The organism is uncultured Abiotrophia sp., from assembly GCF_938010525.1.
GTDB lineage: Bacteria > Bacillota > Bacilli > Lactobacillales > Aerococcaceae > Abiotrophia.
Genome location: NZ_CALLVK010000022.1, coordinates 174627 through 199711 on the forward strand (window position 1 = coordinate 174627; position 25085 = coordinate 199711).

Consider the following 25085-nt stretch of genomic DNA (forward strand, 5'->3'; position numbering starts at 1 on the left):
ACTCGTGTCTCCATGCCCTATCAGCAAAAAAGAGACTGGAATCGAAATCCCAGTCCCTGCATGATACTTACTGGTCTTAGGCTTTGCCTGTTGAACCAAACATGTCCATGATTTCTTTAGTTGTCTTCACAATGGCTTCTTTACCAGGTGCGATGACTTTACGTGGGTCATAGACTTCTGAGTCAGCTGCTAATTTAGCACGAACAGCTGCTGTCCATTGTTGTTGCAATTCAGTGTTCACGTTGATTTTAGCGTGACCACGTTCGATTGCTTTCTTGATTTGGAATTCTGGAATCCCTGAACCACCGTGGAGTACAAGTGGAGCACCAGTTGCTTCAGAAATAGCAAGCATTTCGTCGAAACCTAATACAGGTTCGCCTGCGTAAGTCCCGTGAACTGAACCTAAAGCAGCTGCTAAAGCGTCGATTTGACCTTCAGAAACCATGCGTTTGCATTCTTCTAAGTCAGCGTATTTGATCCCGCCTGTTACGCCATCTTCAGTACCACCAACGGTCCCAACTTCTGCTTCTACAGAAACATTCTTAGGATGAGCATAAGCCACTACTTCTTTGGTTAAAGCGATGTTTTCATCGATTGGGTAGTGAGAGTGGTCGAACATTACGGAAGAGAAACCTGCGTCGATGTATTGTTTACATACATCAACAGATGAACCATGGTCTAAGTGCAAAGCAACTGGTACTTTTACATCCATTGCTTCCAACAAACCATTTACCATGCCGACAACAGCAACAGGGCCACCCATGTACTTACCAGCACCTTCAGAAACCCCTAAGATAATTGGTGAATTGTTTTCTACAGCAGCTTGTAATACCGCTTGGGTCCATTCTAAGTTGTTGATGTTGAATTGACCAACAGCGTAATGACCTTCTTTTGCTTTCTTCAACATTTCCGTCATACTTACTAAACGACTCATGTTTATGCCTCCTTGAATTGGATTATTTTATGTTTTTATTATACTCCATTTTCACTGCCTTGGCTAGTCTTTCCCTCTAGCTCTGGCCAGAAACTGCGCCATAGCGCTTTCTTCACAAGTTCGCCTCTTGTCTAGTCAGGCACCGCGCATCTTCAGACAAAAACCGCACAAGCCCTGAAAACTTGTGCGGTCCTTGATTATGCTTGATGAGCTTGGCAGGCTGCCACAAAACCATCAAAAATAGCTTGTGGCCGGTTAGGACGAGAAATAAATTCCGGATGGAATTGCGCTGCAATAAAGAATGGATGGTCTTTAATTTCGACAATTTCCACCAAACGTCCATCTGGGCTCAGGCCTGAGAAGGTCAAACCTGCTGCTGCTAAACGCTCACGGTAGGCATTATTAAACTCATAACGGTGGCGGTGGCGTTCTTGAACCAAGTCTTGGCCATAAAGCTGATGAGCCAAGCTTCCTTCCACCAAACGGCAAGGGTAGAGACCCAAACGCAGTGTGCCGCCCAAGTCGCCTTCTACCTCTTGGTCAGGCAAGAGATCGATAATTTTGTGAGGGCAAGCTGGATTTTCTTCACCTGTATCCGCATCATGGATGCCTACCACATTGCGGGCGAACTCGATGCAGGCCAATTGCATACCCAAGCAAATCCCAAAGAATGGTAACTTGTGTTCGCGAGCATAGCGAATGGCTGCGATTTTCCCAATTAGGCCTCGGCTACCGAAGCCACCTGGTACTAAGACACCATCGACATCAGCCAAGTAGTCAGCGACATTCTGATCATCCACTTCTTCGGCATCAATCCAACGAATGTCAATCTCAGTATCGTGTGCATAACCTGCATGCTTGAGTGCTTCCACAATGGATAGGTAAGCATCTGGCAAGGACACATATTTACCAACTAGACCGACCCTGACCTTGCCCTTAAGATTAAGCACCTTGTTTTCTAGCGCCCGCCACTCGGTCATATCTGCTTCCGGACGTTGGATACCAAAGTGGTCCAGCACCAAATCATCCATGCCTTGAGCTTGGAGGTTGAGCGGAATCGTATAAAGGGTCTCGACGTCGCGAGACTCAATTACAGCATTAGGTTTAACGTCACAGAAGAGGGCTAGCTTGTCCTTAATACCACTTGGTAACTCCTCTTCAGTACGGACTACCAAGATATTAGGCTGAATCCCCAAGCTACGCAGTTCCTTGACACTGTGTTGAGTTGGCTTGGTCTTGAGCTCGCCTGCTGCCTTGAGGTAAGGAATGAGGGTAGTGTGAATATAAAGTACATTGTTGGCGCCCATGTCGGCCTTCATTTGACGTAAGGCTTCGAGGAATGGTAGGGACTCAATATCCCCTACTGTCCCCCCTACTTCCGTGATGACAATATCGGCATCGGTTAATTCACCAGCACGACGGATTTTATCCTTGATTTCGTTAGTGATGTGCGGAATCACCTGAACCGTTGCCCCGAGATAGTCACCCCGACGTTCTTTCTTGAGCACTTCGGAATAGACCTTACCAGTAGTGACATTGGAATATTGGTTCAAGTTAATGTCAATGAAACGTTCATAGTGACCTAAGTCCAAGTCTGTCTCAGTCCCGTCATCGGTGACAAAGACTTCCCCGTGCTGGTAAGGGCTCATGGTGCCAGGGTCCACATTGATATAAGGATCGAATTTTTGGATAGCTACTTTGAGACCACGATTCTTGAGCAGACGGCCTAAGGAAGCCGCTACAATCCCTTTACCAATTGAGGAAACTACTCCACCCGTTACAAAAATATACTTTGTCATGTCACTACTCCTTTTCCTTGCTTATTTAATAAATGAAAATCGCTCCCCGTTCTAGGAACAGGGAGCGCTCACTCGGTCAGTTGCCCCTAAAAAGCTTTAGGGGGCCCACATAAAATATTACGCTAAAGCTCTGACCGCGTCAAGTTTATTCTTCTTCGTCAAGTAATTCTTCTTCGTATTCTTCGTCTTCTGACTCGAAGTCTTCGGCTTCATCATCTTCAGCCTCGAAGGAAGCATCACCGTCTAAGTCTAAGTCATCGTCGCCGAAATCAGAGAGGTCAGAAGCGTATTCGCCCAGCTCTTGATTTTCGTCGTCATCTAAACCAACGGCGTCGTCTTCAATGAGGGTTAGACCACGAGTATCGTCGTCATCCTCATCATCCTCATCTACATCACCGTAATCGTCTAAATCAGTATCGTAGATATCATCTGCATCTTCTGGATCATCATCGTTGTAGTCGATCATGTCGTCTCCTTCAGAGAAGGCATTGTATTTACGTTTCTTACGACGGCTAACTGGACGATCATCTTCAGCTTCAGCGCTAGAGATAATTTCTTCATCGATTGCATCGATTGGGTACCAGCCACGCAAGCCCCAACGATTCTCCCCTAAGGAGATAAAACGGCCATCGATATTTAAGTCGGTGTAGAAGCGGACCATACGGCTTTCTAGCTCTAACTCTGATAATTCCAAGTAGTTTTGGATTTCAATCAGTAATTCCGTAAAGTCTACCACATCACCTTTTTGTTCTAAAATTGCGTGAGCAACTTCAATCATGGATAAATCTTTGCGGTCTTGTCCTTCAAATTGTTTCAAAATCATGGTTTGACACACCCTCCCTAGTATACTCTTATATATTACCTATTTAAGCGACATAAATCAATCGAAAACGATAGTTTCCTAGCAATTCTTGGTCATTTTTTAATTGATAGTCAACGGTCAAGGCATAGCGGATTTTTCCTGCTTGATCCGCCGGCTCAAAATGCCAGTGCAAATGCTGAGTATGGACACTCAAAGGCCAACTGCCCTGAGGGGTCTGGTAGCTGGTCATGGTTTCTTGGTCTGGCACAAAGAGTAGCACCCCCTGGGCCTGACTGACTTGAATCTGGGTGCTTCCATCTGCTTGGGGTAGCCATTTGACTTCAACAGGTTCCTGATTGAGATTTTGATAGGTCAGCTTGGTAAAAGATTCTAGCTCTAAGAGGACTGCCTGGGTCTTGTGGTCATAACGTTCTACCTGCTGGCTATCTGGATAAATAATTTGTTGTTCGACCTGAAGGTCAATGCTTACACGTCTCATGAAGGTCCTTTCTGGCCATTTGTTCACTTTCTGTCACAAGATGGGCCTCTCGAATGGTTCTATATAGTCATTATACCGCAAATCGTGCTATAATAACACCATAGCAATCGCTCTCATCTGCATTTAGGAGCGCAACTTTGATAAGAAAGGGGGAGGGCAGAATGGCATTGCCGCAATTTCCGTATTTATCACAGCATGAATGGCGTTACTTCGACGATGCTAGCCATGTTCCGGCGCTAGCGGCAAGCGATAGTTTGGCCTATCAGGACAGCTTCATTCGTTGGCTCCCTCATTTACAAGGGGACCAGCCTCAAGGCCTCGTTCACTTCTATTCCATTGATCGGCCCACTGTCCTCCTAGGCGCCAAAGATAGCCGTCTGCCTAACTTAGCGGCTGGTTTGGCCTACCTAGAAGAGCAAGGCTTCGACTATGCCCTCCGGCCCCATGGTGGTTTGGGCGTGGTCTGTGATCCAGGCATCCTGAATATTGGTCTGGCCAGTGATCTGACCCACTTCCCTCTATCCATTGATGCCGCCTATGAACAGATGGTGGCCCTGATTGGACTGTCCCTGATGTCTTATGGCCTTGAGCTTGAAGCCTATGAAATCGCCCAATCCTACTGCCCTGGTACCTATGACTTGGTCGTGGGGGGCCAGAAAATCGGGGGCATTGCCCAACGTCGCTTTAAGACCGGTCTGACAACTGCGGCTTATATCAGTGTAGCGGGCGACCAAGCGGCTCGCGCCCAACTCATGGCGGGCTTTTACCAGGCAGCTGGGGCGGACGACAGCTATCCCAAGGTAGACCCAGCGGTCATGACGACCCTGGCTCATGCTTGTGGCCGACCACTTGACCGCCAGACCTACCAAGAAGAGCTGATCCAGCTGATTAGCCACTATCAAAAACTAGTCCCAGGCGACTATCAAGACCCTGCCCTAGTTCCTATCTTTACCAAAATGCGCCAAGTATCCTTGGCCCGCACCCAATCACTAAAACCAGAAGTCAATAGCAAGCCAGATAGCTAAGGAGGTTATGCCATGTTTAACTTTGATGGGGCCGTTGCGGCCCAAAAACTCAGCCGTGAGAAGGTCTTCCGCGACCCGGTACATGGCTATATCCATATCCAAGACCAGATTATCTTAGATCTGATTAACACGCGAGAATTCCAACGCCTGCGCCGTATTAAGCAATTGGGCGGTTCCGTCTACACCTTCCACGGGGCCGAACATTCTCGCTTCGGTCATTCTCTAGGCGTCTATGAAATCACACGTCTCATAGTCGACAAATTCGAGCGCCAATACCTGTCCCAAACGCCGGGTGACGGCCTATGGCAGGCCTCTGAGCGCTTGGTCGCCCTCTGCGCTGCCTTACTCCATGATATTGGCCACGGTCCCTTCTCCCATGCCTTTGAAGGGATCTTCCATACCAACCACGAGGAGATTACTCAACGCATTATCACCTCGCCTGAAACTGAAATTCATCAGGTCCTGTTACAACTTGGCCCAGAATTCCCAGCTAAGGTCGCCAGTGTCATTAATAAGACCTACCCTAACCAACAGGTGGTCCAACTGATTAGTAGTCAGATTGATGCCGACCGCATGGACTATCTGCTTCGCGATGCCTACTATGCTGGCGTCTCTTACGGTACTTTCGATTTGACGCGGATTTTGCGGGTGATTCGCCCCTTCAAAAACGGCATTGTCTTCGACTTTTCGGGTATGCACGCCATCGAAGACTATATCGTCAGTCGCTATCAAATGTATATGCAGGTCTACTTCCACTCCGTCTCCCGCGGCATGGAAATGGTCCTCCACAGCCTACTGACCCGCGCTAAGACCTGTTATCTGGAAAAAGCGGACCAGATGAAGACCCAAATCAGCTTCCTAGAGCCCTTCCTACGAGGGGACTGGCTCCTATCTGATTACTTGCGGTTGGACGACCACATCCTCAGCAGCTACTTCAACCACTGGCTAGACGAAGAGGACGTCTTGCTGGCAGACTTGGCTAATCGCTTCCTGACCCGCAAACCCTTCAAATCCGTCCTGACTAGCCCAGAAGAGAAGACTGAGCTGACCATTGCCATCGACCAAGAGTTGGTCCGTCTGGGCTATGACCCTTACTATTATTTCGCGGAGAATTCTAGTTTTGACCTGCCTTATGACTATTATCGTGTAGGTCAGATTAGCAAACGCACCCAGATTGAGCTCATTACCAAGATGGGGCAGATTGTTGAGCTATCTCAAGTTAGTCCCCTAGTCAATTCCCTAGCCGGCAAGCAGCGCGGCGATTTGCGTCTCTACTTCCCTAAAGAAATTTTGACCACAGCCGAGGATACGGCAGCCGACCAGGTCAATGAGAACCAGACCACCTTGCTGGCGGCTTATTACAATGAGCGCAACGACGTTACCCAGAATATTCAACAACGACTGTTCTAAGGATTAGAAATAGATACTAGCTTTTCCAACGGTGAATAACTTTAGTCGCTCAGGCAAACGTCATGCCCATGGAAGGGGACCGGCTTTAGCCTGGCTATCCGCCAGTCTTCCGCCTTGTCAGGCTATGGAATCGCTAAGTCGCGACGCTCCAAGCGCTTCTCATACGCCTGCCATCCTCAACCTTCCAATGGCAGGATGTTTGACGCGACTACAGTTATTCACCTGGCTTCAATGCTAAAAGCTAGCCTCTCACAATACAAAAAATAATCCATACACAAAAATCCCATTATATCATATATGATATAATGGGATTTTTTTATGCGCTAATTTCTTCTAAGTATCCATCGCGTATAGTAAGGACGCGGTCGTATAGGGAAATGAGGTCTGGCGTAATATGGTGCTCAATGTCAATAACCAAGCCGGGATACTGACGTAAAACTTGGTTTAAGGCTTTTGCAGCCTGAGCATCAAGTCCTGAAAGAGCCTCATCCACTAGTAAAATAGGCTTTTTGAAGAGAAGCGCACGCGCAACCTCTAATCGCTTGAGTTCACCGCCTGATAAAATTTGTTGGTCACCACCCAAAACTCTAGCCAAAGATTCTGGATTAGCAAACTTGGCCAATCCTACAGCTTGTAAGACCCTCTCCATTTGCTCTGACCTGTAATCTAGTCCTAAACTTAAATTTTCCCCTAAAGTCAGATTAAAAACAAAAGGCGCTTGTTCCACCATACCAAACCAAGATTCTTCATCCGATGGTAATGCATCTCGATTCAGACTCACTTTGCCTTCCAGTAGTGGAATTTCGCCCATCAGAGTCTGGATAAGGGTTGACTTGCCCGAACCTGATGGAGCCTGCAAGAGGATTTTTTCTCCCAAGTTCAACTGGAGATTCAAGCCTTTAATCAAAGGACGATTTGGATAACCAACTGTCCCATCCTGCACCTGAATCAATGTTTGCTTTTCACCACGCACTAACTCTAGATGCGACTTTTCGGCTTGGACTGGTTGCATTATCTTGTCTAGGAGTGGCTGTGTTGCGGACATATTATTATAAAGTTGAATGCAGGTCATTAGGGGAGAAATCACCCGATCTGCCGCCATGTAAATAGTAATCAACGCCCCCACCGTTAGACGGCCTGCCATGACAGATTGAATGCCAAGTAGTAAACCCACCAAAAGGGCACCAACATAGAGTAAACTAACCAAGGTATTGGCTATTTGTTGCTTGAGCTCCATTTGGAGATAGGCTGCCTCTGAATGATTCAATTGGGACATAACACGCGTTTGTCCCGGCAACAGCGCTTGAAAACGGCTTAGGAGCTTGCGCCCTTTAAGAAAATCATCCAATTGATTGATGAAACGCTGGTTTTCTCCTTGCCAGTTTAGAGTGGCCTCTTTGAGCCACTTGGCGCTGAGGCGCGGTACCAAGACAGGTATAAATCCTAGCCCTACAAAAATTAGTCCTACCGGTACATCAAGCATCATTAAGAAGCTAAAAGTAACCGCCGTCTGCAAAAGACAATAGACAAATGTCAAGAGGCTGGCGACTATCCGCTCATCAATCTGCGTCACCTCGGTCGTAATACTAGCCAGATAGCCACTAGCAGCGCCCAATCGCGGTCTAGCACTGGCCTTAGTCAATTCTTGTGCTTTTAACTCAATCCTAACTTGGGTCCGAATTTTAGCTAGGAAGTAACGCTGTAAGGCCTGCGAAAGAGCAATTAGCATGAGAAAAGCAAGCCACTGCACTGTTGTCCAAGTCCCGGAAACGTAATCTCCCACTGTCAGAAAGTCGGTAAAACGCCCTAAAAAGTATGGTCCCCCGATACCATCGAAGGAAAGTAAAATAGAAAATAGGATGCAAGCCAGAACTAAATTAAACTTTCCAACAAACAATTTACTTATTTTCCCCATCTGTCACCCCGCCCTTTCCTAATAAGGCCCATATATATTCAGTGCGATATCTTGTTTTGCATTTTATCCTTAAAACTCCCGTTTGTCAATATCCATAAAAGGATAGTAAAGGGCTCATTTTGAATTCATAAACTCTCTTAAGCGTATGTAACCAGGGGCAAGCTATTCATTAACGTATTCACGGACAAAACAAAAAAGCTAGAGACTCCGATAAAACGGAGTTTCTAGCTTTATTTCTTAGCTTGAAAATTACTTCAAGGTTACAGTTGCGCCAACTTCTTCCAAGGCAGCTTTCAAAGCTTCTGCGTCTTCTTTAGAAGCGCCTTCCTTAACTACAGATGGTGCGCCGTCAACTAATTCTTTAGCTTCTTTCAAGCCTAAGCCAGTTGCTTCACGGACAACCTTGATAACTTTGATCTTACCTGCACCTGCGTTAGTTAATTCAACGTCAAATTCAGTTTTCTCTTCAGCTGCTGCTGCTGGACCTGCTGCTACTGCTACAGGAGCTGCTGCAGTTACGCCAAATTCTTCTTCGATTGCTTTTACTAAATCGTTTAATTCGATGATTGTTGCTTCTTTGATTTCAGCAATAATGTTTTCAATGTTTAATGCCATGATTAATTTCCTCCATTAAGTTTAGTATTATGTAATTAAGCTGCACTTTCTTTTGCTTCTGCAACAGCTTTAATAGCCAATGCAGTGTTGCGTACTGGGGCTTGCAGTACAGAAAGGAGCATAGAGAGCATGCCGTCGCGGTCTGGAAGAGCTGCGAGAGCCTTCACGTCTTCTGCTGAAGCTGCTTTCCCTTCGATTAAGCCACCTTTGATTTCAAGCTTTTCAGCTTTCTTCGCGAATTCTGCGATAACTTTTGCTGGCGCTACAACTTCTGATTCGCTGAACACGATAGCAGTTGGACCTACAAAGTGAGCATCCAAACCTTCGATTTCAGCTTGAGCAGCAGCACGACGTAAGATGGTGTTTTTCACAACCTTCATTTGCACGCCGTTATCACGTAACTCTTTACGTAAGTTAGTCACTTCTTCAACGGTTAAGCCTAAGTAGTCAACAACGACTACAGATGCTGCAGATTTGAGTTCTTCAGCAACTTTTGAAACTTCTTCTTGCTTTTTCAAGAGAATTGCTTTTGTCATAATTTCACCTCCGCTAGTTTGATATAGAGATTTTTATGTTGCCATAAAAAATCTCTATGTCACCTTAGACATAGAGATAGCTTCCATTCGTGGAACTTCCTCGGTAAGAAATTAAGGCCTGCGCCACTTACTGTCTTCGGTCGTTATATTAACGTATGTTATTGTAGCGAAGAAGGGCCATCATGTCAAGCCTCTTCGCGGATTTCTCGCTAAAAATTAGAGAGAAGTAACATCCAACTTGATCCCAGGACCAAAAGTAGTGCTCAAAGTCAAGTTGTTGATGTAAGTACCTTTAGCAGCGGCTGGTTTCACACGCAAGATTTGCTCGTGGAGCGCCTTGAGGTTTTCAACCAATTTGTTGTCTTCAAAAGATACTTTACCGATTGGCACGTTCACGATACCAGCTTTGTCAGCACGGTAAGTTACTTGACCAGCTTTGATGTCGTTAACTGCTTTGGTTACGTCCATGGTAACAGTCCCGGTTTTAGGGTTTGGCATCAAGCCTTTTGGCCCTAAGACACGACCAAGGCGACCCACTTGACCCATCATGTCAGGGGTAGCGACCATCACGTCGAATTCTAACCAACCGTCAGAAATCTTTTGGATTAAGTCTGCTTCACCAACGAAGTCAGCACCTGCTGCTTCCGCTTCTTTAGCTTTTTCGCCACGCGCGATTACAACTACACGGCTGGTTTTACCAGTCCCGTGTGGCAATACCATTGCGCCACGGATTTGTTGGTCAGCTTTCTTAACGTCGATGTTTAAGTTGTAAGAAACTTCAACGGTAGCGTCGAACTTAGCGAAGTCGATTTCTTTTGCTAAGGTAACAGCTTCGTTAGCTTCGTATTTTTTGTTGCGGTCTACTTTTGCAAGAGCCGCTTGTAAGTTTTTGCTCTTTTTAGCCATTTTTCTTCCTCCTATGTTGTGGTTATAACGGTTTGACCTCCCACACCCGATAGAATTCGGGTTGAGAAGCTACATTGTGCTTAGTCTTGGACTGTAATCCCCATTGAGCGAGCAGTACCTTCAACCATGCGCATTGCAGCTTCAACATTGGCTGCATTTAAGTCTGGCATTTTAGTTTCTGCGATTTCTCGTACTTGATCTTTGGTTACAGTGGCAACCTTAGTTTTGTTAGGTACACCTGAACCTTTGTCAACTTTAGCAGCTTTCAGTAACAATACTGGAGCTGGTGGAGTTTTGGTGATGAAAGTAAATGAACGGTCTTCGTATACAGAGATAACAACAGGAATAATCAAGCCTGCTTGATCTTGTGTACGAGCGTTGAACTCTTTACAGAACCCCATGATGTTTACTTGTGCTTGACCGAGCGCTGGACCTACTGGTGGAGCAGGGCTTGCTTTGCCGGCTGGGATTTGTAATTTAACTTGTTTTACGACTTTTTTAGCCACGAAACATTCCTCCTTAATTTTTGGTTCGTGATGTGGTTCATGGAAGCCTAAGCCTCCTCCCACTCAGTGTGCGTACTTTGCGCACCGTACTATTATAGCATACTCCAGCAAATATGCAATGCCTTAAGGCCTGATTTTCAGAGATTTTTTTGCTCTGCAAGATTCTGCCCATGCTTTGTTTTTTCCATACAAGAAAAGCCCCCTGGAAAGGGAGCTCCTTATTTAGGCTTCACCAAGTAATTCTTCAACCTTCTGGTCTTGAAATTTTTCTTCGTGTGGCAAGATTAAGTTGAGCACGACGCCAGCCAAGGCGCAGAGGGCAGTCCCAGATAAGGTCACCGGCCCCAATTTGAGAACCGCACCGCCCAAGCCTAGCACCAACATGGAACTGGCGATAATCAAGTTGCGGACTTGGTGGAAGTCGACTTGCTTCTCAATCAGAACTTTTAGACCGTTAGAAGCAATGACCCCATAAAGTAGGATGGCCATACCGCCCAAGACGGGCTTCGGAATAGTGGAGATGATAGCAGTGAATTTGCCCATAAAGCTGAGTCCGATAGCAAAGAAGGCAGCATTGCGAATGACAGAGACGGAAGCAATACGGGTCATCCCTACCACCCCAGTGTTCTCGCCATAAGTGGTATTGGCCGGGCCACCGATAAAGGCTGACACAGCAGTCGCCACCCCATCCCCAATCAAGGTCCGATGGAGGCCTGGTTTTTCCAAGAACTTACGGCCGCAGATTTGCCCTAACACTGTATGGTCCCCAATATGTTCGGCAATGGTCACGACCGCTACCGGCAAAATCACCCAAGTCTCTGGCCCGAAGTAGAGTTGATAGTGACTGAAGAAGCCACCGGTTTCAAATGGCAAATAGAGATGTGGCACTTCAAACCAAGCTGCCTCTAGGACTGGCTTAAAGTCTACCAAGCCAAAGCCAACGGCCACCAAGTAACCCCCAATAATCCCGAAGAGGAAGGGAATGATTTTGAGAAAACCCTTGGCTTTGGTATTAATGAAGGCCGTAATTAAGAAGGTAACAATGGCGACCACGATATGCTTGATATCGCCCCCCTCAATAAAACCGGCATTCTTAACCGCTGAGTTGGCTAAGCCCAAGCCAATCACCATAATCATGGGCCCAATCACAATAGGTGGCAATAAGCGATCAATCCAGGTGGTTCCAATTGCTCGAATCAAGAGTGCCACCCCAACATAGACTAGCCCAACTAGCACCACCCCGGTTTGGGCAGCAGAGACATCGCCATTCATCTGACTATTAGCGAAGGCCATGGCCTGGATAAAGGCGAAGGACGACCCTAGGTAGACCGGCACCTTGAACTGGGTCGAGACCATGTAGATGAGGGTCCCAATCCCTGAGGCAAAGAGCGCCACCGAAACCGGCATGCCCAGAATCAGGGGCACCAGAATGGTCGCCCCAAACATGGCAAAGACGTGCTGGGCGCTCAATAAGAGCCCTTGTAGGAAAGGCGGCTTCTGCTCGACATCAAGCAGCATGCGCACTTTGGACGTTTGTAGTTCCATCATAACCTCTTTTCCGGACTCCAAGACATGACAAAGAGCCCTCTGATTTTATTCCAAGGGCTCGGTAAAATGATTTAGCCTTCTCCACCTCACGGGATGGAATTAAAAGCCCTTATTGGGAGATAGTATAGCACAAGTTAAGAACTTTGACGAGTCTAAGCTGGGCATTTAGCCATTTTTGTTAAGACCTCATCACTCCCCCACAAAAAAAGAGACTAGGAAGCCTATGCCCTAGTCTCTATCTAGATTAAATATCTTCTTTTTTAACTTGCATGAAGTCTAATTCCGCCACTGTCTCACGACCAAACATCTCAATCACTACTTTGAGTTTGTCATGATCACGGTCGATTTCTTCAATTTGGCCAGATAGGCCGGAGAAAGCCCCATCGATAATGGACACATAGTCGCCTTCTGCTACATTGAGTTCTACACGTTGACTTGGCATTGGCGCATCACCCAAGATAGCCGCAATTTCTTCTGGCAAGAGTGGGGATGGTTTTGAGCCGGCCCCATGGGAGCCAACAAAACCAGTCACACCTGGCGTGTTCCGGACGATAAACCAAGCCTCATCCGACATTTCCATCTCTACTAGGACATAGCCAGGAAAGGTCTTTTCGACTTTCTTCTTCTCTACGCCATCGGTTTTCTCAACCACTTCTTCTTCAGGTACCGCAATGCGGAAGATATGGTCTTGCATGTTCATGCTTTCCGTCCGCATCTCGATATTTTCTTTGACCTTGTTTTCGTACCCTGAGTACGTGTGTAATACATACCATTCTTTACTCATCTGTCTACTCCTTTTATTTGAACCGGCAAAATAAAAAACCTACATTGGGTAGGTCGCTATCGTTAGCCTTAGTATAACATAAGGGCGGCCACTGAGACAAGACCCGGCCCAAGGAATTTCCCTGGGCTTTTGGCCTAGTGGCTAGTCTTGATTTCTCTCTAAACCTGCATGGGCAATCCGGGCAGCTGCTGCCGCGGCAATGGCACCTACCAAGTCATCAATGAAAGTATTGACACGGCCAGGTGTCTTGGAATCCAACTCTTTGACGATGCCGGTCTTCATTTTGTCTACATAGCCGAAGTTGGTCAGGCCAATCGATCCGTAGACATTAACAATGGACAGGGCCAGAATCTCATCAATGCCATAAAGCCCTGCATCCCGGGCAATAATGTCTCGCAAAATAGGCGAGAAGTGGCCCGCTTCAACTGCCATATCTAACTCAATGCCGGTGACCACTGCGTGTTGAACCTCGCGCTTTTTGAGGACTTCTTGAACGTGAGATTGACACTGCTCAATCGTAATATGGGGCGCATAATCCACTTGTAAGTCGTAGACAATGTGGGCAATATCCTTAATGGTCACGCCTCGTTGGCTTAAGAGATCATACATATGCTGTTCTAAGTGTTCATCGTGTGTCATGAAGCCACCATCCTTTTCACTAAAGTAAATCAATCCGCCTAGAGAGATTCTCCAAGCGGATTGAGGTTTTCTATCTAAGTGCCTACCTCTCGCTCGCTTAGAGGGCGTAGAAGTAGTTGAGTAAGTTGGACAAGCCAAAGTCGATGCCACCGAAGTAGAGGCCTAATAAAACGACCATAATGATGACTGTCCATGTGTATTTGTTGACTTCGCCTAAGCTTGGCCAAGTCACGCGTTTCATTTCTTTTCCGACGTTCTTAATGTATCCCATGCTCTAATACCCTTCTATTTAGTTTCTTTATGCAAGGTATGCTTGTTGCAATACTTGCAGAATTTCTTGATTTCTAAGCGTTGCGACTGTCCCATCTGCGTGGGTGTCATGTGGTAATTACGTTGACCACATTCACTACAGGCTAAGGCACCTTTCTTTTGAGCCAAGGCAACTACCTCCTTTTGATGCTATATCATCTTTTAATGATAGGCAGTTCTCGGCTATTTGTCAAGCCTCTTGCAGAAATCTTCTAGTTTTTTACGACAGCGGCTTAGGGCACTTTGACAAGAACGTTGGGACTTGCCCTTGACTTGAGACATCTCCTCGACACTCATGCCATCTAGGCAAGCTAAGAGAACCTCTTTTTCCCAATCAGACAAACTTGAAAAATAACCATCGGAGGCCTCACGTGCTAGACACCAGTCTTCTGGTGCCATATCGTGACCTTGAGCTAGGGGACTCAGAGGATCGAAATGTGCCTCTAGTTGTTCTCTCACATAGTCATCCACATCCAGAGAAACACAATCGGATGCTTGAACGCGTTTATGAGCCGATTCATACCGATATAAATGGCTAAAATGTCGGATAAGGACAATTTTAAAGTAACTCTTGAAGGGAATTCCACCATTATAAGTGAAGATGGCCTTCCACAAAGTAACTCTAGCTTCTTGTTGGAAGTCTGCATAATCAAGATAGGCAGACTTACTCATCAAATAACAACTTCTAATCAAAGGACTGAACTGGCGCAACAATTGTTCAAATTCTTGGCCATCAAAATCTGCCTTGAGTGCTGCAACTGCTTGATCTAGTGCTGGCAACTCCGTGTCTTCGTACTGATGAAAATCCATGGGTGTTTCCTCCTCTATAAAGGTTAATATAGGGGAGAAGGAAAAGGTTTATCCCATATGTTTAAAGTGTTTTGCGCAATTGATCGAGTTTCGCCAATTGTCTTGCGCTCCACGGGCTGTGCCGGCGGAGCCGTCTACTATAGTAACGTTCGACATCTGCAGTCATTTCTTCCTTGGCTAACTTCAAATCAAGCCATAATTCTTGAGCCGACATACGAAGGGCTCCCTGTTGAAAAATAGTCCATTGCTCAGCCATATCACTCGTTGCCACCGTTACGCGGTTCAACGGATGAATATAGGCTCCTACTCCCCTCTCAATATACGAGTCTGCCGTTTCGTTCTCCTCGGTAAAAACCACTTGCACTCCAGACTGCTCAAGCCTTGTCGCTCGTCCAGGCACTAATTGGGCATCAAAGACCACAATCACCTGGACCTGTCTCACCCTGGCATAACTGGCCAGTTCAGCTATTAGTCGATCCCGCGCTTCTTGGATATTAACCACTTGAAGACGCGACAGGTGTGGCCACGCACCAATCATATTGTAGCCATCCACCAAAAGGTAGGCCTGTCTTTTCATCAGTGATTCCCCTAATTTATCCGATGCCGGGCAACTTCATAAACCAATACGCCTGCTGCCACGCTAGCATTAAGACTTTGGACATGTCCCACCATTGGGATGGTGACAATGCCGTCTGCTTTTTGCTTCACAAGAGGAGAGACCCCTTGACCTTCATTCCCAATGACAATCGCTAAAGGCCCTTGACTATTCCACTGGCGCACATCTTCTCCCGCCATATCCGTGGCGAAGACCCAGATCCCTTGATTTTGTAGCAGTTCAATGGTCTGAGCGATATTTGCAACACGAACAACGGGCACATGTTCGATAGCCCCTGTGGATGTCTTGGCAACAATGCCTGTTAAACCGACTGCGCGACGCTTAGGAATGATGATTCCGTGGACACCAAAAGCATCCGCCGTGCGTAGAATGGACCCCAAATTATGAGGATCTTCAATCCCATCAAGAATCAGTAGGAAAGGAGGCTGACCTTTGCTTTCGGCCAAGGCAAGACAGTCTTCTATGGTCTGATAATCAAAAGGAGGCACGGTGAGAACCAACCCTTGGTGATTAGCACCTTGGGTCAATTCATCCAGTTTACTTTTCGGAACTTCTTGAAAAATTCCGCCGTGGTTTTTTACTAATTCTATTATACTACTTATTTTAGAATCTGCCAGCCCTTTTTGATAAAAAAGTTTATTTATCCCCTTATTTTTTTTAAGGGTTTCCATTACCGCGTGTTTGCCAAAGATAATTTCCTCTTGGGAAGACACTTCCGGATTATTTTCTATTTTCTTGTCTGTTGTTTCATCATATTTCTTTTTATACGTTTGTCGCTTGCTAGTTGATTTGCGCGACCGACTTGTATCATATTTCATTCTATTGTCCTCTCTGATCGATCAGGGCTAGAGACTGGGCGATCAACTCCTCCAAACGCTGACTTTGTCCGGAGAGATGAAGCCAGCCAAGTAGGGCTTCAAAGCCTGTTGCCTGGCGGTAATCGCCAATGCTAGCATTCTTAGCCTTGGTATTAGCCTTATGATTGCGCCCCCGCTTATAGATGGTTAATTCCTCTTCATTTAAGGTCTCTTGGTCCCGCAGACACTGCATGGCATAGGCCTGGCCCTTGGCCTCTACATAGCGGGTCGCTGCCCGATGCAGACGATTGGGCTGGGTCAAACCAGAGGCAATGACATGCTGTCTGACATAAAGTTCATAGATTGCATCCCCAATATAGGCCAGGGCAGCCCCATTTAATTGATCTACTTGATTCATCGATTCACTCGCTTCCAAACCGTACCTTGTGGCGTGTCATCTAAGAGAATGCCTTGCTCCTTGAGTTGATCACGAATCGCATCGCTACGGGCAAAATCCTTATTGGCCCGAGCCTGACGTCGCTCTTCAATCAGCGCCTCAATTTCCTGATCAATACTATTGCTTTTATCTTCTAAATCCAAGCCAAATACTGCTAATAAGTCATGTAGAACTTTGTCATAAAGTGACAGAACAGCTTGGCTGACTAATTCTAGGTCCAAGTATCGATTCAGGGACTTGACCAAATCAAATAGAGCCGTAATCCCATTAGAAGCATTGAAGTCATCATCCATAGCGGTCACAAATTGCTCTTGAATGCCACTAATCTCTGCTAACCAAGCCTCATGACCTTCAAGGTCTGCGCTAGCTTGCTCCTGACGGTGCTTAAGTCGACGAATTGCCTCCCGTAATTTGTTAACATTGGCTTGAGCTTCCGTAATCACAGCCTCATCATAGCGCAAAGGGCGACGGTAGTGGGTTGTCGCCAACATGTAGCGAATGACCATAGGGTCGTAGGCTCCTAACAAGTCGCGCAAAAGGACAAAGTTCCCCAGGGATTTACTCATTTTCTCATCTTGCTTCCCAATGGTCACAAAGCCATTGTGGAGCCAGTAATGGGCAAAAGTATGGCCGGTGCAAGCTTCAGACTGGGCAATCTCATTCTCATGGTGAGGGAAGGTGAGGTCTTGCCCGCCCCCGTGAATATCAATCGTATCACCTAGGTACTTAGTGGCCATAACTGAACATTCAATATGCCAACCAGGACGGCCCGGCCCCCACGGCGAATCCCAGGCAATCTCCCCAGGCTTGGCAGTCTTCCAGAGGGCAAAGTCCAGAGGATTAGCCTTGCGTTCTGCAACTACCTGATCCAAACGTTCGCTAGCGCCAACCAATAGATCTTCTAGCGATTGGTCAGATAAATGGCCATAGTCCTTGAAGGAATCCGTCTTGAAGTAAACATCGCCTTCTGATTCATAGGCATGGCCCTTTTCGATTAAGGTCTGGACGAAGGCAATAATCTCCTCAATATTTTCCATAACCCGTGGGTGGACGGTCGCCGGTTGAATATTGAGCTGGCCAGTATCTTCCTTGAAGGCCGCAATATACTTGTCAGCAATGGCTTCAGGAGTTGAACCTTCAGCAATCGCTGCCTTGATAATTTTATCGTCAACGTCGGTGAAGTTGCTGACATAATTGACTTGATAACCTCGATACTGGAAGTAACGCCGAATAGTGTCAAAGGCTACCGCGCTACGGGCGTTGCCGATATGGATATAGTTATAGACGGTCGGACCGCAGACATAGAAAGCCACTTGCCCTTCTTTAATGGGACGGAAGACTTCCTTCTGCCGTGTCAAGGTATTATAGACTTGTATTGCCATAGTATTGCTCCTTTTCATTAAAATAAGTAAATAGCTCTAAGCAAGCCAATCAATTGGGGTCTGCCCCTGAGCCTCTAAAAAGGCATTAGCTCGTGAAAAAGGCCGACTGCCAAAGAAACCACGATAGGCAGATAGGGGACTAGGGTGCGCCGATTCAATTACCAAGTGCTGGCTAGCGCTAATCAAAGCCTTCTTCTTGCGGGCATAGGCCCCCCACAGGATGAAGACAACCGGCTGCTCCTGTTGATTGACGACCCGAATAATCGCGTCCGTAAATGGCTCCCAAATCTGTCCCGCATGGCCGTTAGCCATACCTGCTGGTACGGTCAGGCAGGCATTAAGCAATAAGACACCTTGTTGGGCCCAAGCCGTTAGGTCATGGTTGGGCTTAACGCCAATGTCATCCGCTAATTCTTTAAGAATATTCTGGAGAGAAGGGGGGGCAGGCAAATCATTGGGCACAGAAAAACTGAGGCCTTGTGCCTGGCCTGGTCCGTGGTAGGGATCTTGCCCCAGAATAACAACCTTGACATCCTCTAAGGCAGTCGTTTGGATAGCATTAAAGACCCGGTCACGCGGCGGATAGATCCTTCCTTGGCCGTAAACTTGGTCCATGAAATGATTAATTTTGCTGAAATAACCTAGGGGTAGTTCATCCTTAATGGCTTGATGCCAGGCAGAGTGTGACATATAGGGAGCCTCCTTAGATAGCAGATGCCTAAAAACAAAAGAGGTTGAGGCAAGTGCCCCAGCCTCTTTTAGTCATCTTGAATTTTATGCCAAGAGCGCTGCTACTTGGTCAATATGGGATAGAACTTTTTCTTTGCCTAAGACTTCGATTAATGCTGGTAATTCTGGCCCATGCATTTGGCCACTCACAGCAATCCGGATTGGCATGAAGAGGCCACGCCCTTTGGCGCCTGTTTCCTTCTGCACTTCCTTGATGCAAGCTTTAATGTTTGCAGCCTCAAAGTCTTCTAAGTTCGCTAACTTCTCGCGAACCGCCGCCAAGACAGCCGGCACTTGTTCGCCTGCTAAAACCTCACGACTTTCTTCGTCAATCGTCAAACTATCGTTGAAGAAGAGGCTAGACAGAGAGACGATTTCTGCCCCGTAAGACATTTGCTCGTGGAAGAGGGAGACAACCTTAGTCACCCAAGCTAACTCTTCTTCCGATGGATTAGCCGATACACGACCTGCCTCAATCAGATGTGGCAAGGCTAGAGCCGTCACGTCTTCAAGACTCGCTTGCTTCATATAGGTATTGTTAATCCATTCCAATTTCTTGGTGTCGAAGGAAGCAGGTGAGGTGGACAAACGTTCATAGTCGAAGAGTTCAATCAACTGGTCACGACCAAAAATTTCCTCTTCCCCGACTGGAGACCAACCCAAAAGGGCGATAAAGTTGAAGATCGCTTCTGGTAAATAGCCCAGGTTACGGTATTGTTCGATAAATTGTAGGATAGCACCGTCACGTTTGCTGAGTTTCTTATGAGTCTCAGCATTAACGATTAAGGTCATGTGACCAAAACGTGGGTAGTCCCAACCGAAAGCATCATAAATCATCATTTGCTTAGGTGTATTAGCGATGTGGTCATCCCCCCGCAGTACGTGAGTAATGCCCATAAGGTGGTCGTCGACCGTTACCGCAAAGTTATAAGTTGGCATGCCGTCACGTTTGCGAATAACCCAGTCACCAGAGACACTGCGTGATTCGAAGGTAATCGGACCCTTGACCAAATCTTCAAATTCATAGGTCACATCTTCTGGCACGCGGAAACGAATAACCGGTACACGACCTTCTGCTTCAAAGGCAGCCTCTTCTTCAGGCGTTAGATGAGCGTGTTGGCCACCATAGTGTGGCATTTCGCCACGGGCTTGTTGGGCTTCACGTTCTGCCTCTAATTCTTCTTCCGTCATGTAGCACTTGTAGGCCTTGCCTTCTGCCAATAGTTGGTCAATCAGTGGGTTGTAAATATGCAGACGCTCTGACTGACGGTATGGACCCACTTGGCCTGGCTTATTAGGCGCTTCATCCCAGTCCATCCCTAACCAGGTTAAGTTATCTAGCTGGCTCTTCTCACCGTGCTCCAGGTTACGTTTTAAATCGGTATCTTCAATCCGAATGACGAAGTCACCACCATAGTGACGGGCAAACAAATAGTTGAAGAGCGCAGTCCGCGCATTCCCGATGTGTAATTCTCCTGTTGGGCTTGGTGCATAACGCACACGTACTTTTGAAGTCATGTAGTTTCCTCTTTCCTTAGTAATGTGACTGCTTGGTTTCGATTTTATCTTGCGAGTGAGCGGGCTTAGCGAAAATCATACGTCCAGCGCTAGTTTGCAGGGCACTGGTGACAATGACTTTCAGTCGCTCATTCATATAATGTTGCCCGTCTTCGACCACAATCATGGTCCCGTCATCTAAATAGGCAACCCCTTGTTTGCGCTCGGTCCCGGACTTAACTACCGTGACTTCCATGATTTCGCCAGGAATCACGACCGGTTTGACCGCTAGGGCCAAGGCATTAATGTTAAAGACGGTGACATTTTGAAATTCACAGACCTTATTTAAATTATAATCGTTTGTGACGACGGCTGCATCAATTAATTTTGCCAAACGAATTAGCTTGCTGTCAACCTCTGGCACATCGTCAAAATCCCCATCATAAAATTCGATTGGGATGAGCGATTCTTTTTGTAAACTGTTGAGAATATCCAGCCCCCGCCGGCCACGAGCACGCTTGAGCGAATCTGCTGAATCCGCGATGAATTGCAATTCCTTGAGCACAAAGTTAGGAATCACGAGTACCCCTTCTAAGAAGTGAGTCTTGGCAATGTCGGCAATCCGACCATCAATGATGACGCTAGTATCTAAAAGTTTGTAGCGGTGGAAATTCTCACCCGCCTTGCGCTCTAAGATGCGGCTTTCCTGTTTCTCCCGCTTGCTAGCAGAACGACTAAAAATCGTCCGCCATTCATCCTGCCGACTGGTTGCGGTCTGGTAGCCAACAATGGATAGGATGACCGATAAGACCAAGGGCAGGGCGTTAGAGATAAAGGGAATTTGCAAATTAGAGAAGGGGAGTGAGATGAGATAGCCGATAATCAGACCGACAACCCCACCAATAGTCCCGAAGAAGATGGTTGAGGCGGTTTGTTTGTTTAAGATTTCTTGTGTCTTGCGAATCCAACGAGCCAACAAAGGTGAGGCGAGATTTCCCAAGAGGGCGAAAATAATTGCGAATAATAAACCGTTAAAGTAGGTGTTCTGCAAGAAATCTTGCGTTAAATGTAACCACGGCCAGATAGAAGCCCCAAAGGACACGCCAAAACTCAGTCCGATAATGGCTGAAACCATTAAGACAATACGTTTAAACATAAACCTTCCTCCTTTCCTGTTTTTTTATAATGATGGCCTCCCCCTATTGGCGGGGGAAGACCTTATGAATGGCTTCCTGGATAGTGGCCACTGGCACAATTTCGATTGCTAGTGTCTGATCCAGGCCTGCTAGATTATTTTTGGGAATATAGGCTCGCTTAAAGCCCAGTTTGGCAGCTTCCTTGAGGCGCTCCTTGATTTGGCTAACCCGTCGGATTTCCCCCGTCAGACCAATTTCGCCGATAAAGCAATCTTCAATCTTAGTGGCCTGATTCCAATAACTAGACGCGATGCTGACTGCAATGGCCAAATCAATTGCCGGCTCGTCTAATTTAACGCCGCCAGTAATTTTGAAGAAGGCATCCTGATTTTGCACCAGCAGACCGCAATGCTTTTCCATAACTGCCAAGAGCAGTGACACGCGTTGATAGTCAATCCCCGACGAGGTGCGTTTGGCTGTCCCATAGACAGTTGGAGTCATCAGGGACTGGATTTCCGCCAAAATCGGTCGCGTCCCTTCAATGGAGGCCACGACAGTCGAACCCGTCGCGCCAGCCAAACGCTCTTCCAAGAAGAGCTCTGAAGGGTTGGTTACTTCTTCCAAACCTGCTTCCAGCATTTCAAAGACCCCTAACTCATGTGTGGAGCCAAACCGGTTTTTTACGGCTCGCAAGACCCGGAAACGATTATGGCGCTCGCCCTCAAAGTAGAGCACCGTATCCACCATGTGTTCCAACATCCGAGGCCCCGCAATATTGCCCTCCTTGGTCACGTGACCGACAATAAAGGTCGCAATATTATTATCCTTAGCAATCCGCATTAAGATAGCGGTGGCTTCCCGCAATTGGGAAACACTTCCCGCCACCCCAGTATGATCTGCCAGTTGCATGGTCTGGATAGAGTCAATAATCAAAATGTCTGGAGCAATACGCTGAACTTCGCCAGCAATAACTGCTAGGTCCGTCTCCGATAAGAGATAGAAATGACTGTCCTTGAGTGATAGGCGTTCCGCCCGCATTTTAATTTGGGAGAGACTCTCTTCCCCAGAAACATAGAGAACGGTCTGGCCTAGATTAGCCAGTTGAATCGAGACCTGGAGCAAGAGGGTAGACTTACCAATCCCAGGGTCGCCCCCAATCAGAACCAAGCTGCCAGCTACCACCCCGCCACCCAATACCCGGTCGAACTCTTGGAAATTGGTATGGGTCCGCGTTTCAGCCTTGTAGGTGATTTCTTCTAGACGTTGAGCCCGGTTGGCGTCTTCGCCACGCTGGGTCAAAACTTTAAACTGGCTTTTCTCGGTCTTAATGGTCGATTGGACAATTTGCTCTTCCATCTGATTCCAAGCGCCGCAGTTAGGGCACTTGCCTAGATACTTGGCCGATTCGTAGCCGCAGGCCATACATTCGTAGCTTACTTTTTTCTTGGCCATAGCTTTCCTTCTTTCTTTGGCTCTAGTCCTTAGAGCCTATTGTTGGTGATGACCAGAGGAGCCGAAGCCTCCTTCGCGGGCAGCCTGCCCACCATGGTCGCCATCTGCCTTCAAGAAAGGCAAGAAGATGGCTTGGGCAATGCGCTCACCTTTTTGGATGGTTTGGTCAAAGAGCCCAAAGTTGCTAAGTTGAACGTAGACATGCCCTTCATTACTAGGATTATTATAGTAGTCTGCATCAATAACGCCCACCCCGTTAGGCACTTGTAAGAAACGCTTGAGCGGGTTACTAGAGCGGTTAACGATTTGTAAGTATTCGTCTTCCTGCATATAAACCTTAAGCCCAGTTGGCACAAGGGTTGGTTTCAACAAACGCTGAGGATCCTCTGCCGGCTCCTTTTGGGTTGGTTTGGCATGAATCCATTGTTTCATTTCCATCGCTAAATAGCGGAAGACTTGTCGCCAGTAGGACGGAACTACAATGGTTTCTGCTGCTTCCAAATCATAACCAGCGGCATGATGGGTCGCTCGCTGTGGCAGTTGGATGGCTTTATCTTGGTAGCTAGTGATGACTTCGAAGCCACGTTTTCTTTCCTGGGTCATAGGACACCCCTTTTCTACTGAATCATCTCTATTTTACCAAATTTCCAGGCTAATAGGGTAATAAAAGCAATAAAAGTGCTTGAAAAATCACACTTTCTTGCTCTTTTTAGAAAACCTTTTACTTTTTGTACAATCTGCCGAAGAAATTTGTGCAGTTTGTCAATGGAAATGTAAACCGTTTTCAATTACACTATAGTTGTAAATAAAATCAATCAATAAGGAGCGAATTTTCCTATGGTAGAAATGAAATTAAAAGGCATCCACAAAAAATATGATAATGCCGATTTCTATTCCGTTACTGACTTTAACTTAGACATCGCAGACCGCGAATTCATCGTCTTCGTTGGTCCTTCTGGTTGTGGTAAGTCTACTACATTGCGTATGATTGCCGGTTTGGAAGATATTTCTGAAGGGGAATTATGGATTGGCGACCGCCTCATGAACGACGTAGCGCCTAAAGACCGCGACATCGCCATGGTATTCCAAAACTACGCCCTCTACCCACATATGACTGTCTTCGACAACATGGCTTTCGGGTTGAAACTCCGTAAATATCCAAAAGAAGAAATCAAACAACGTGTAGAGAACGCAGCTGAAATCTTAGGCTTATCTCAATACTTAGATCGCAAGCCAGCTGCTTTGTCTGGTGGTCAACGTCAACGTGTTGCCTTGGGTCGTGCTATTGTCCGCGATGCTAAAGTCTTCCTCATGGACGAACCGCTCTCTAACTTGGATGCTAAACTCCGTGTCCAAATGCGTGCTGAAATTGCAAAATTACACCAACGCTTGAACACCACTACCATCTACGTAACCCACGACCAAACCGAAGCTATGACCATGGCTAGCCGGATTGTCATCATGAAAGATGGGATTATCCAACAAATCGGTAGCCCACAAGAAGTTTACGATACTCCAAACAACGTCTTCGTTGCTGGCTTTATCGGCTCTCCTGCCATGAACTTCTTCAAAGTTAAATTCGAAAACGGCATGATTAGCAATGGCCGCGACTTAACCTTAGAAGTAACAGATCCACAACGTCGCTACTTAGTAGAACGTGGTTACGAAGGCAAGGAAGTCATCTTTGGTATTCGTCCAGAAGACATCCAATCTGAACAAATCTTCTTAGACTCCTATCCAAAATCAGTAGTTCGTTCAGAAGTTGTCGTATCTGAATTATTAGGGGCAGAAACTATGCTTTACTCTAAAGTTGGGGACACTGAATTCATCGCTCGTGTGGATGCACGTGACTACCACAACCCAGGTGAAACCGTAGAACTCGGCTTCAACATGAACAAGGCTCACTTCTTCGATCCAGAAACCGAATTAGTAATTCGAGAAGAAGCTTAAGCTTAACTAGTCTACCACTCCGACCCTCCTCA

The 25085-nt window shown here is 46.7% G+C and carries 27 protein-coding genes and 1 other annotated feature; of the genes, 3 read left to right on the top strand and 24 right to left on the bottom strand.

The genetic code is table 11. The annotated features are described in order from the left end of the window. Positions 1-76: 76 nt before the first annotated feature. The 4 genes from fba to Q0339_RS06940 form a co-directional block, all read right to left on the bottom strand. Positions 77-934: a class II fructose-1,6-bisphosphate aldolase gene (gene fba, locus Q0339_RS06925; RefSeq protein ID WP_070756429.1), complete on the bottom strand. Its 858-nt coding sequence runs from the start codon at positions 932-934 to the stop codon at positions 77-79. A gap of 197 nt (positions 935-1131) precedes the next feature. Further along, positions 1132-2733, bottom strand: a complete 1602-nt coding sequence (locus Q0339_RS06930; RefSeq protein ID WP_298078063.1) for a CTP synthase — start codon at positions 2731-2733, stop codon at positions 1132-1134. A 145-nt stretch (positions 2734-2878) separates the two neighbouring features. Next, the gene (gene rpoE, locus Q0339_RS06935; protein WP_298078064.1) at positions 2879-3556 is read right to left on the bottom strand and encodes a DNA-directed RNA polymerase subunit delta; all 678 of its coding nucleotides are present in this window, start codon (positions 3554-3556) and stop codon (positions 2879-2881) included. A 43-nt stretch (positions 3557-3599) separates the two neighbouring features. Further along, a complete protein-coding gene (locus Q0339_RS06940) occupies positions 3600-4034 on the bottom strand; it encodes a DUF1934 domain-containing protein (RefSeq protein WP_291427638.1) in 435 nt (144 codons plus the stop codon). Between the two features lie 161 nt (positions 4035-4195). Between Q0339_RS06940 and Q0339_RS06945 the strand changes: the two genes are divergently transcribed. Next, positions 4196-5059: a hypothetical protein gene (locus Q0339_RS06945; protein ID WP_298078065.1), complete on the top strand. Its 864-nt coding sequence runs from the start codon at positions 4196-4198 to the stop codon at positions 5057-5059. Positions 5060-5071: 12 nt separating this feature from the next. Further along, a complete protein-coding gene (locus Q0339_RS06950; protein WP_298078067.1) occupies positions 5072-6469 on the top strand; it encodes an HD domain-containing protein in 1398 nt (465 codons plus the stop codon). A gap of 316 nt (positions 6470-6785) precedes the next feature. On the opposite strand, the gene Q0339_RS06955 is transcribed toward Q0339_RS06950, so the two are convergent. The 20 genes from Q0339_RS06955 to Q0339_RS07050 form a co-directional block, all read right to left on the bottom strand. Further along, the gene (locus Q0339_RS06955; protein ID WP_298078068.1) at positions 6786-8384 is read right to left on the bottom strand and encodes an ABC transporter ATP-binding protein; all 1599 of its coding nucleotides are present in this window, start codon (positions 8382-8384) and stop codon (positions 6786-6788) included. Between the two features lie 249 nt (positions 8385-8633). After that, entirely contained in the window at positions 8634-8999 is a 366-nt protein-coding gene (gene rplL / locus Q0339_RS06960; RefSeq protein ID WP_023392535.1) for a 50S ribosomal protein L7/L12, read from the bottom strand. Positions 9000-9034: 35 nt separating this feature from the next. Next, positions 9035-9535 (bottom strand): 50S ribosomal protein L10, encoded by a 501-nt coding sequence (gene rplJ / locus Q0339_RS06965; protein WP_291430439.1) that lies wholly within the window; start codon positions 9533-9535, stop codon positions 9035-9037. A 36-nt stretch (positions 9536-9571) separates the two neighbouring features. Beyond that, positions 9572-9693, bottom strand: a sequence feature (ribosomal protein L10 leader region). Positions 9694-9751: 58 nt separating this feature from the next. After that, positions 9752-10441, bottom strand: coding sequence for a 50S ribosomal protein L1 (gene rplA / locus Q0339_RS06970; RefSeq protein ID WP_070756436.1), 690 nt, complete (start codon positions 10439-10441; stop codon positions 9752-9754). A gap of 80 nt (positions 10442-10521) precedes the next feature. After that, a complete protein-coding gene (gene rplK / locus Q0339_RS06975; protein ID WP_035364969.1) occupies positions 10522-10947 on the bottom strand; it encodes a 50S ribosomal protein L11 in 426 nt (141 codons plus the stop codon). A gap of 222 nt (positions 10948-11169) precedes the next feature. Continuing rightward, complete coding sequence (locus Q0339_RS06980) at positions 11170-12492, bottom strand: solute carrier family 23 protein (RefSeq protein WP_298078069.1); 1323 nt, start codon at positions 12490-12492, stop codon at positions 11170-11172. A 247-nt stretch (positions 12493-12739) separates the two neighbouring features. Further along, positions 12740-13279, bottom strand: coding sequence for a transcription termination/antitermination protein NusG (gene nusG / locus Q0339_RS06985; RefSeq protein WP_298078071.1), 540 nt, complete (start codon positions 13277-13279; stop codon positions 12740-12742). A 141-nt stretch (positions 13280-13420) separates the two neighbouring features. Beyond that, positions 13421-13918 (bottom strand): phosphatidylglycerophosphatase A, encoded by a 498-nt coding sequence (locus Q0339_RS06990; RefSeq protein ID WP_298078073.1) that lies wholly within the window; start codon positions 13916-13918, stop codon positions 13421-13423. 97 nt (positions 13919-14015) lie between these two features. Next, positions 14016-14189: a preprotein translocase subunit SecE gene (gene secE / locus Q0339_RS06995; protein ID WP_023392543.1), complete on the bottom strand. Its 174-nt coding sequence runs from the start codon at positions 14187-14189 to the stop codon at positions 14016-14018. A 14-nt stretch (positions 14190-14203) separates the two neighbouring features. Further along, positions 14204-14356: a 50S ribosomal protein L33 gene (rpmG, locus tag Q0339_RS07000; protein ID WP_070756439.1), complete on the bottom strand. Its 153-nt coding sequence runs from the start codon at positions 14354-14356 to the stop codon at positions 14204-14206. Between the two features lie 54 nt (positions 14357-14410). After that, complete coding sequence (locus Q0339_RS07005) at positions 14411-15037, bottom strand: sigma-70 family RNA polymerase sigma factor (RefSeq protein WP_298078076.1); 627 nt, start codon at positions 15035-15037, stop codon at positions 14411-14413. Between the two features lie 61 nt (positions 15038-15098). Further along, a complete protein-coding gene (locus Q0339_RS07010; protein WP_298078078.1) occupies positions 15099-15614 on the bottom strand; it encodes an NYN domain-containing protein in 516 nt (171 codons plus the stop codon). Between the two features lie 11 nt (positions 15615-15625). Further along, complete coding sequence (rlmB, locus tag Q0339_RS07015) at positions 15626-16471, bottom strand: 23S rRNA (guanosine(2251)-2'-O)-methyltransferase RlmB (protein WP_298078079.1); 846 nt, start codon at positions 16469-16471, stop codon at positions 15626-15628. Between the two features lies 1 nt (position 16472). After that, the gene (locus Q0339_RS07020; RefSeq protein WP_298078080.1) at positions 16473-16868 is read right to left on the bottom strand and encodes a ribonuclease III domain-containing protein; all 396 of its coding nucleotides are present in this window, start codon (positions 16866-16868) and stop codon (positions 16473-16475) included. Then, a complete protein-coding gene (cysS, locus tag Q0339_RS07025; protein WP_298078081.1) occupies positions 16865-18289 on the bottom strand; it encodes a cysteine--tRNA ligase in 1425 nt (474 codons plus the stop codon). Before cysS ends, Q0339_RS07020 begins: the two co-directional genes overlap by 4 nt. 36 nt (positions 18290-18325) lie before the next feature. Then, complete coding sequence (locus Q0339_RS07030; RefSeq protein WP_298078082.1) at positions 18326-18979, bottom strand: uracil-DNA glycosylase; 654 nt, start codon at positions 18977-18979, stop codon at positions 18326-18328. Between the two features lie 84 nt (positions 18980-19063). Continuing rightward, a complete protein-coding gene (gltX, locus tag Q0339_RS07035; RefSeq protein WP_298078083.1) occupies positions 19064-20536 on the bottom strand; it encodes a glutamate--tRNA ligase in 1473 nt (490 codons plus the stop codon). A gap of 16 nt (positions 20537-20552) precedes the next feature. Continuing rightward, complete coding sequence (locus Q0339_RS07040) at positions 20553-21671, bottom strand: PIN/TRAM domain-containing protein (protein WP_298078085.1); 1119 nt, start codon at positions 21669-21671, stop codon at positions 20553-20555. Positions 21672-21714: 43 nt separating this feature from the next. Then, complete coding sequence (gene radA / locus Q0339_RS07045) at positions 21715-23103, bottom strand: DNA repair protein RadA (RefSeq protein WP_298078086.1); 1389 nt, start codon at positions 23101-23103, stop codon at positions 21715-21717. Positions 23104-23139: 36 nt separating this feature from the next. Next, positions 23140-23706, bottom strand: a complete 567-nt coding sequence (locus tag Q0339_RS07050) for a dUTP diphosphatase (RefSeq protein ID WP_070756449.1) — start codon at positions 23704-23706, stop codon at positions 23140-23142. A gap of 234 nt (positions 23707-23940) precedes the next feature. On the opposite strand from Q0339_RS07050, the gene ugpC reads away from it, so the two are divergent. After that, positions 23941-25053, top strand: a complete 1113-nt coding sequence (ugpC, locus tag Q0339_RS07055; RefSeq protein ID WP_298078087.1) for a sn-glycerol-3-phosphate ABC transporter ATP-binding protein UgpC — start codon at positions 23941-23943, stop codon at positions 25051-25053. Positions 25054-25085: the final 32 nt, after the last annotated feature.

Coding starts and splice junctions, on each gene's coding strand:
- Q0339_RS06980 (WP_298078069.1), bottom strand. CDS start 12,492: ATGGAACTACAAACGTCCAAAGTGCGCATGCTGCTTGATGTCGAGCAG.
- Q0339_RS06945 (WP_298078065.1), top strand. CDS start 4,196: ATGGCATTGCCGCAATTTCCGTATTTATCACAGCATGAATGGCGTTAC.
- Q0339_RS07020 (WP_298078080.1), bottom strand. CDS start 16,868: ATGAATCAAGTAGATCAATTAAATGGGGCTGCCCTGGCCTATATTGGG.
- Q0339_RS07010 (WP_298078078.1), bottom strand. CDS start 15,614: ATGAAAAGACAGGCCTACCTTTTGGTGGATGGCTACAATATGATTGGT.
- nusG (WP_298078071.1), bottom strand. CDS start 13,279: ATGAGTAAAGAATGGTATGTATTACACACGTACTCAGGGTACGAAAAC.
- cysS (WP_298078081.1), bottom strand. CDS start 18,289: ATGGCAATACAAGTCTATAATACCTTGACACGGCAGAAGGAAGTCTTC.
- rplA (WP_070756436.1), bottom strand. CDS start 10,441: ATGGCTAAAAAGAGCAAAAACTTACAAGCGGCTCTTGCAAAAGTAGAC.
- Q0339_RS07005 (WP_298078076.1), bottom strand. CDS start 15,037: ATGGATTTTCATCAGTACGAAGACACGGAGTTGCCAGCACTAGATCAA.
- gltX (WP_298078083.1), bottom strand. CDS start 20,536: ATGACTTCAAAAGTACGTGTGCGTTATGCACCAAGCCCAACAGGAGAA.
- Q0339_RS06940 (WP_291427638.1), bottom strand. CDS start 4,034: ATGAGACGTGTAAGCATTGACCTTCAGGTCGAACAACAAATTATTTAT.
- Q0339_RS06990 (WP_298078073.1), bottom strand. CDS start 13,918: ATGACACACGATGAACACTTAGAACAGCATATGTATGATCTCTTAAGC.
- secE (WP_023392543.1), bottom strand. CDS start 14,189: ATGGGATACATTAAGAACGTCGGAAAAGAAATGAAACGCGTGACTTGG.
- Q0339_RS07040 (WP_298078085.1), bottom strand. CDS start 21,671: ATGTTTAAACGTATTGTCTTAATGGTTTCAGCCATTATCGGACTGAGT.
- ugpC (WP_298078087.1), top strand. CDS start 23,941: ATGGTAGAAATGAAATTAAAAGGCATCCACAAAAAATATGATAATGCC.
- Q0339_RS06955 (WP_298078068.1), bottom strand. CDS start 8,384: ATGGGGAAAATAAGTAAATTGTTTGTTGGAAAGTTTAATTTAGTTCTG.
- fba (WP_070756429.1), bottom strand. CDS start 934: ATGAGTCGTTTAGTAAGTATGACGGAAATGTTGAAGAAAGCAAAAGAA.
- Q0339_RS06950 (WP_298078067.1), top strand. CDS start 5,072: ATGTTTAACTTTGATGGGGCCGTTGCGGCCCAAAAACTCAGCCGTGAG.
- rpoE (WP_298078064.1), bottom strand. CDS start 3,556: ATGATTTTGAAACAATTTGAAGGACAAGACCGCAAAGATTTATCCATG.
- radA (WP_298078086.1), bottom strand. CDS start 23,103: ATGGCCAAGAAAAAAGTAAGCTACGAATGTATGGCCTGCGGCTACGAA.
- rlmB (WP_298078079.1), bottom strand. CDS start 16,471: ATGAAATATGATACAAGTCGGTCGCGCAAATCAACTAGCAAGCGACAA.
- rplL (WP_023392535.1), bottom strand. CDS start 8,999: ATGGCATTAAACATTGAAAACATTATTGCTGAAATCAAAGAAGCAACA.
- rplJ (WP_291430439.1), bottom strand. CDS start 9,535: ATGACAAAAGCAATTCTCTTGAAAAAGCAAGAAGAAGTTTCAAAAGTT.
- Q0339_RS07030 (WP_298078082.1), bottom strand. CDS start 18,979: ATGTCACACTCTGCCTGGCATCAAGCCATTAAGGATGAACTACCCCTA.
- Q0339_RS06930 (WP_298078063.1), bottom strand. CDS start 2,733: ATGACAAAGTATATTTTTGTAACGGGTGGAGTAGTTTCCTCAATTGGT.
- Q0339_RS07050 (WP_070756449.1), bottom strand. CDS start 23,706: ATGACCCAGGAAAGAAAACGTGGCTTCGAAGTCATCACTAGCTACCAA.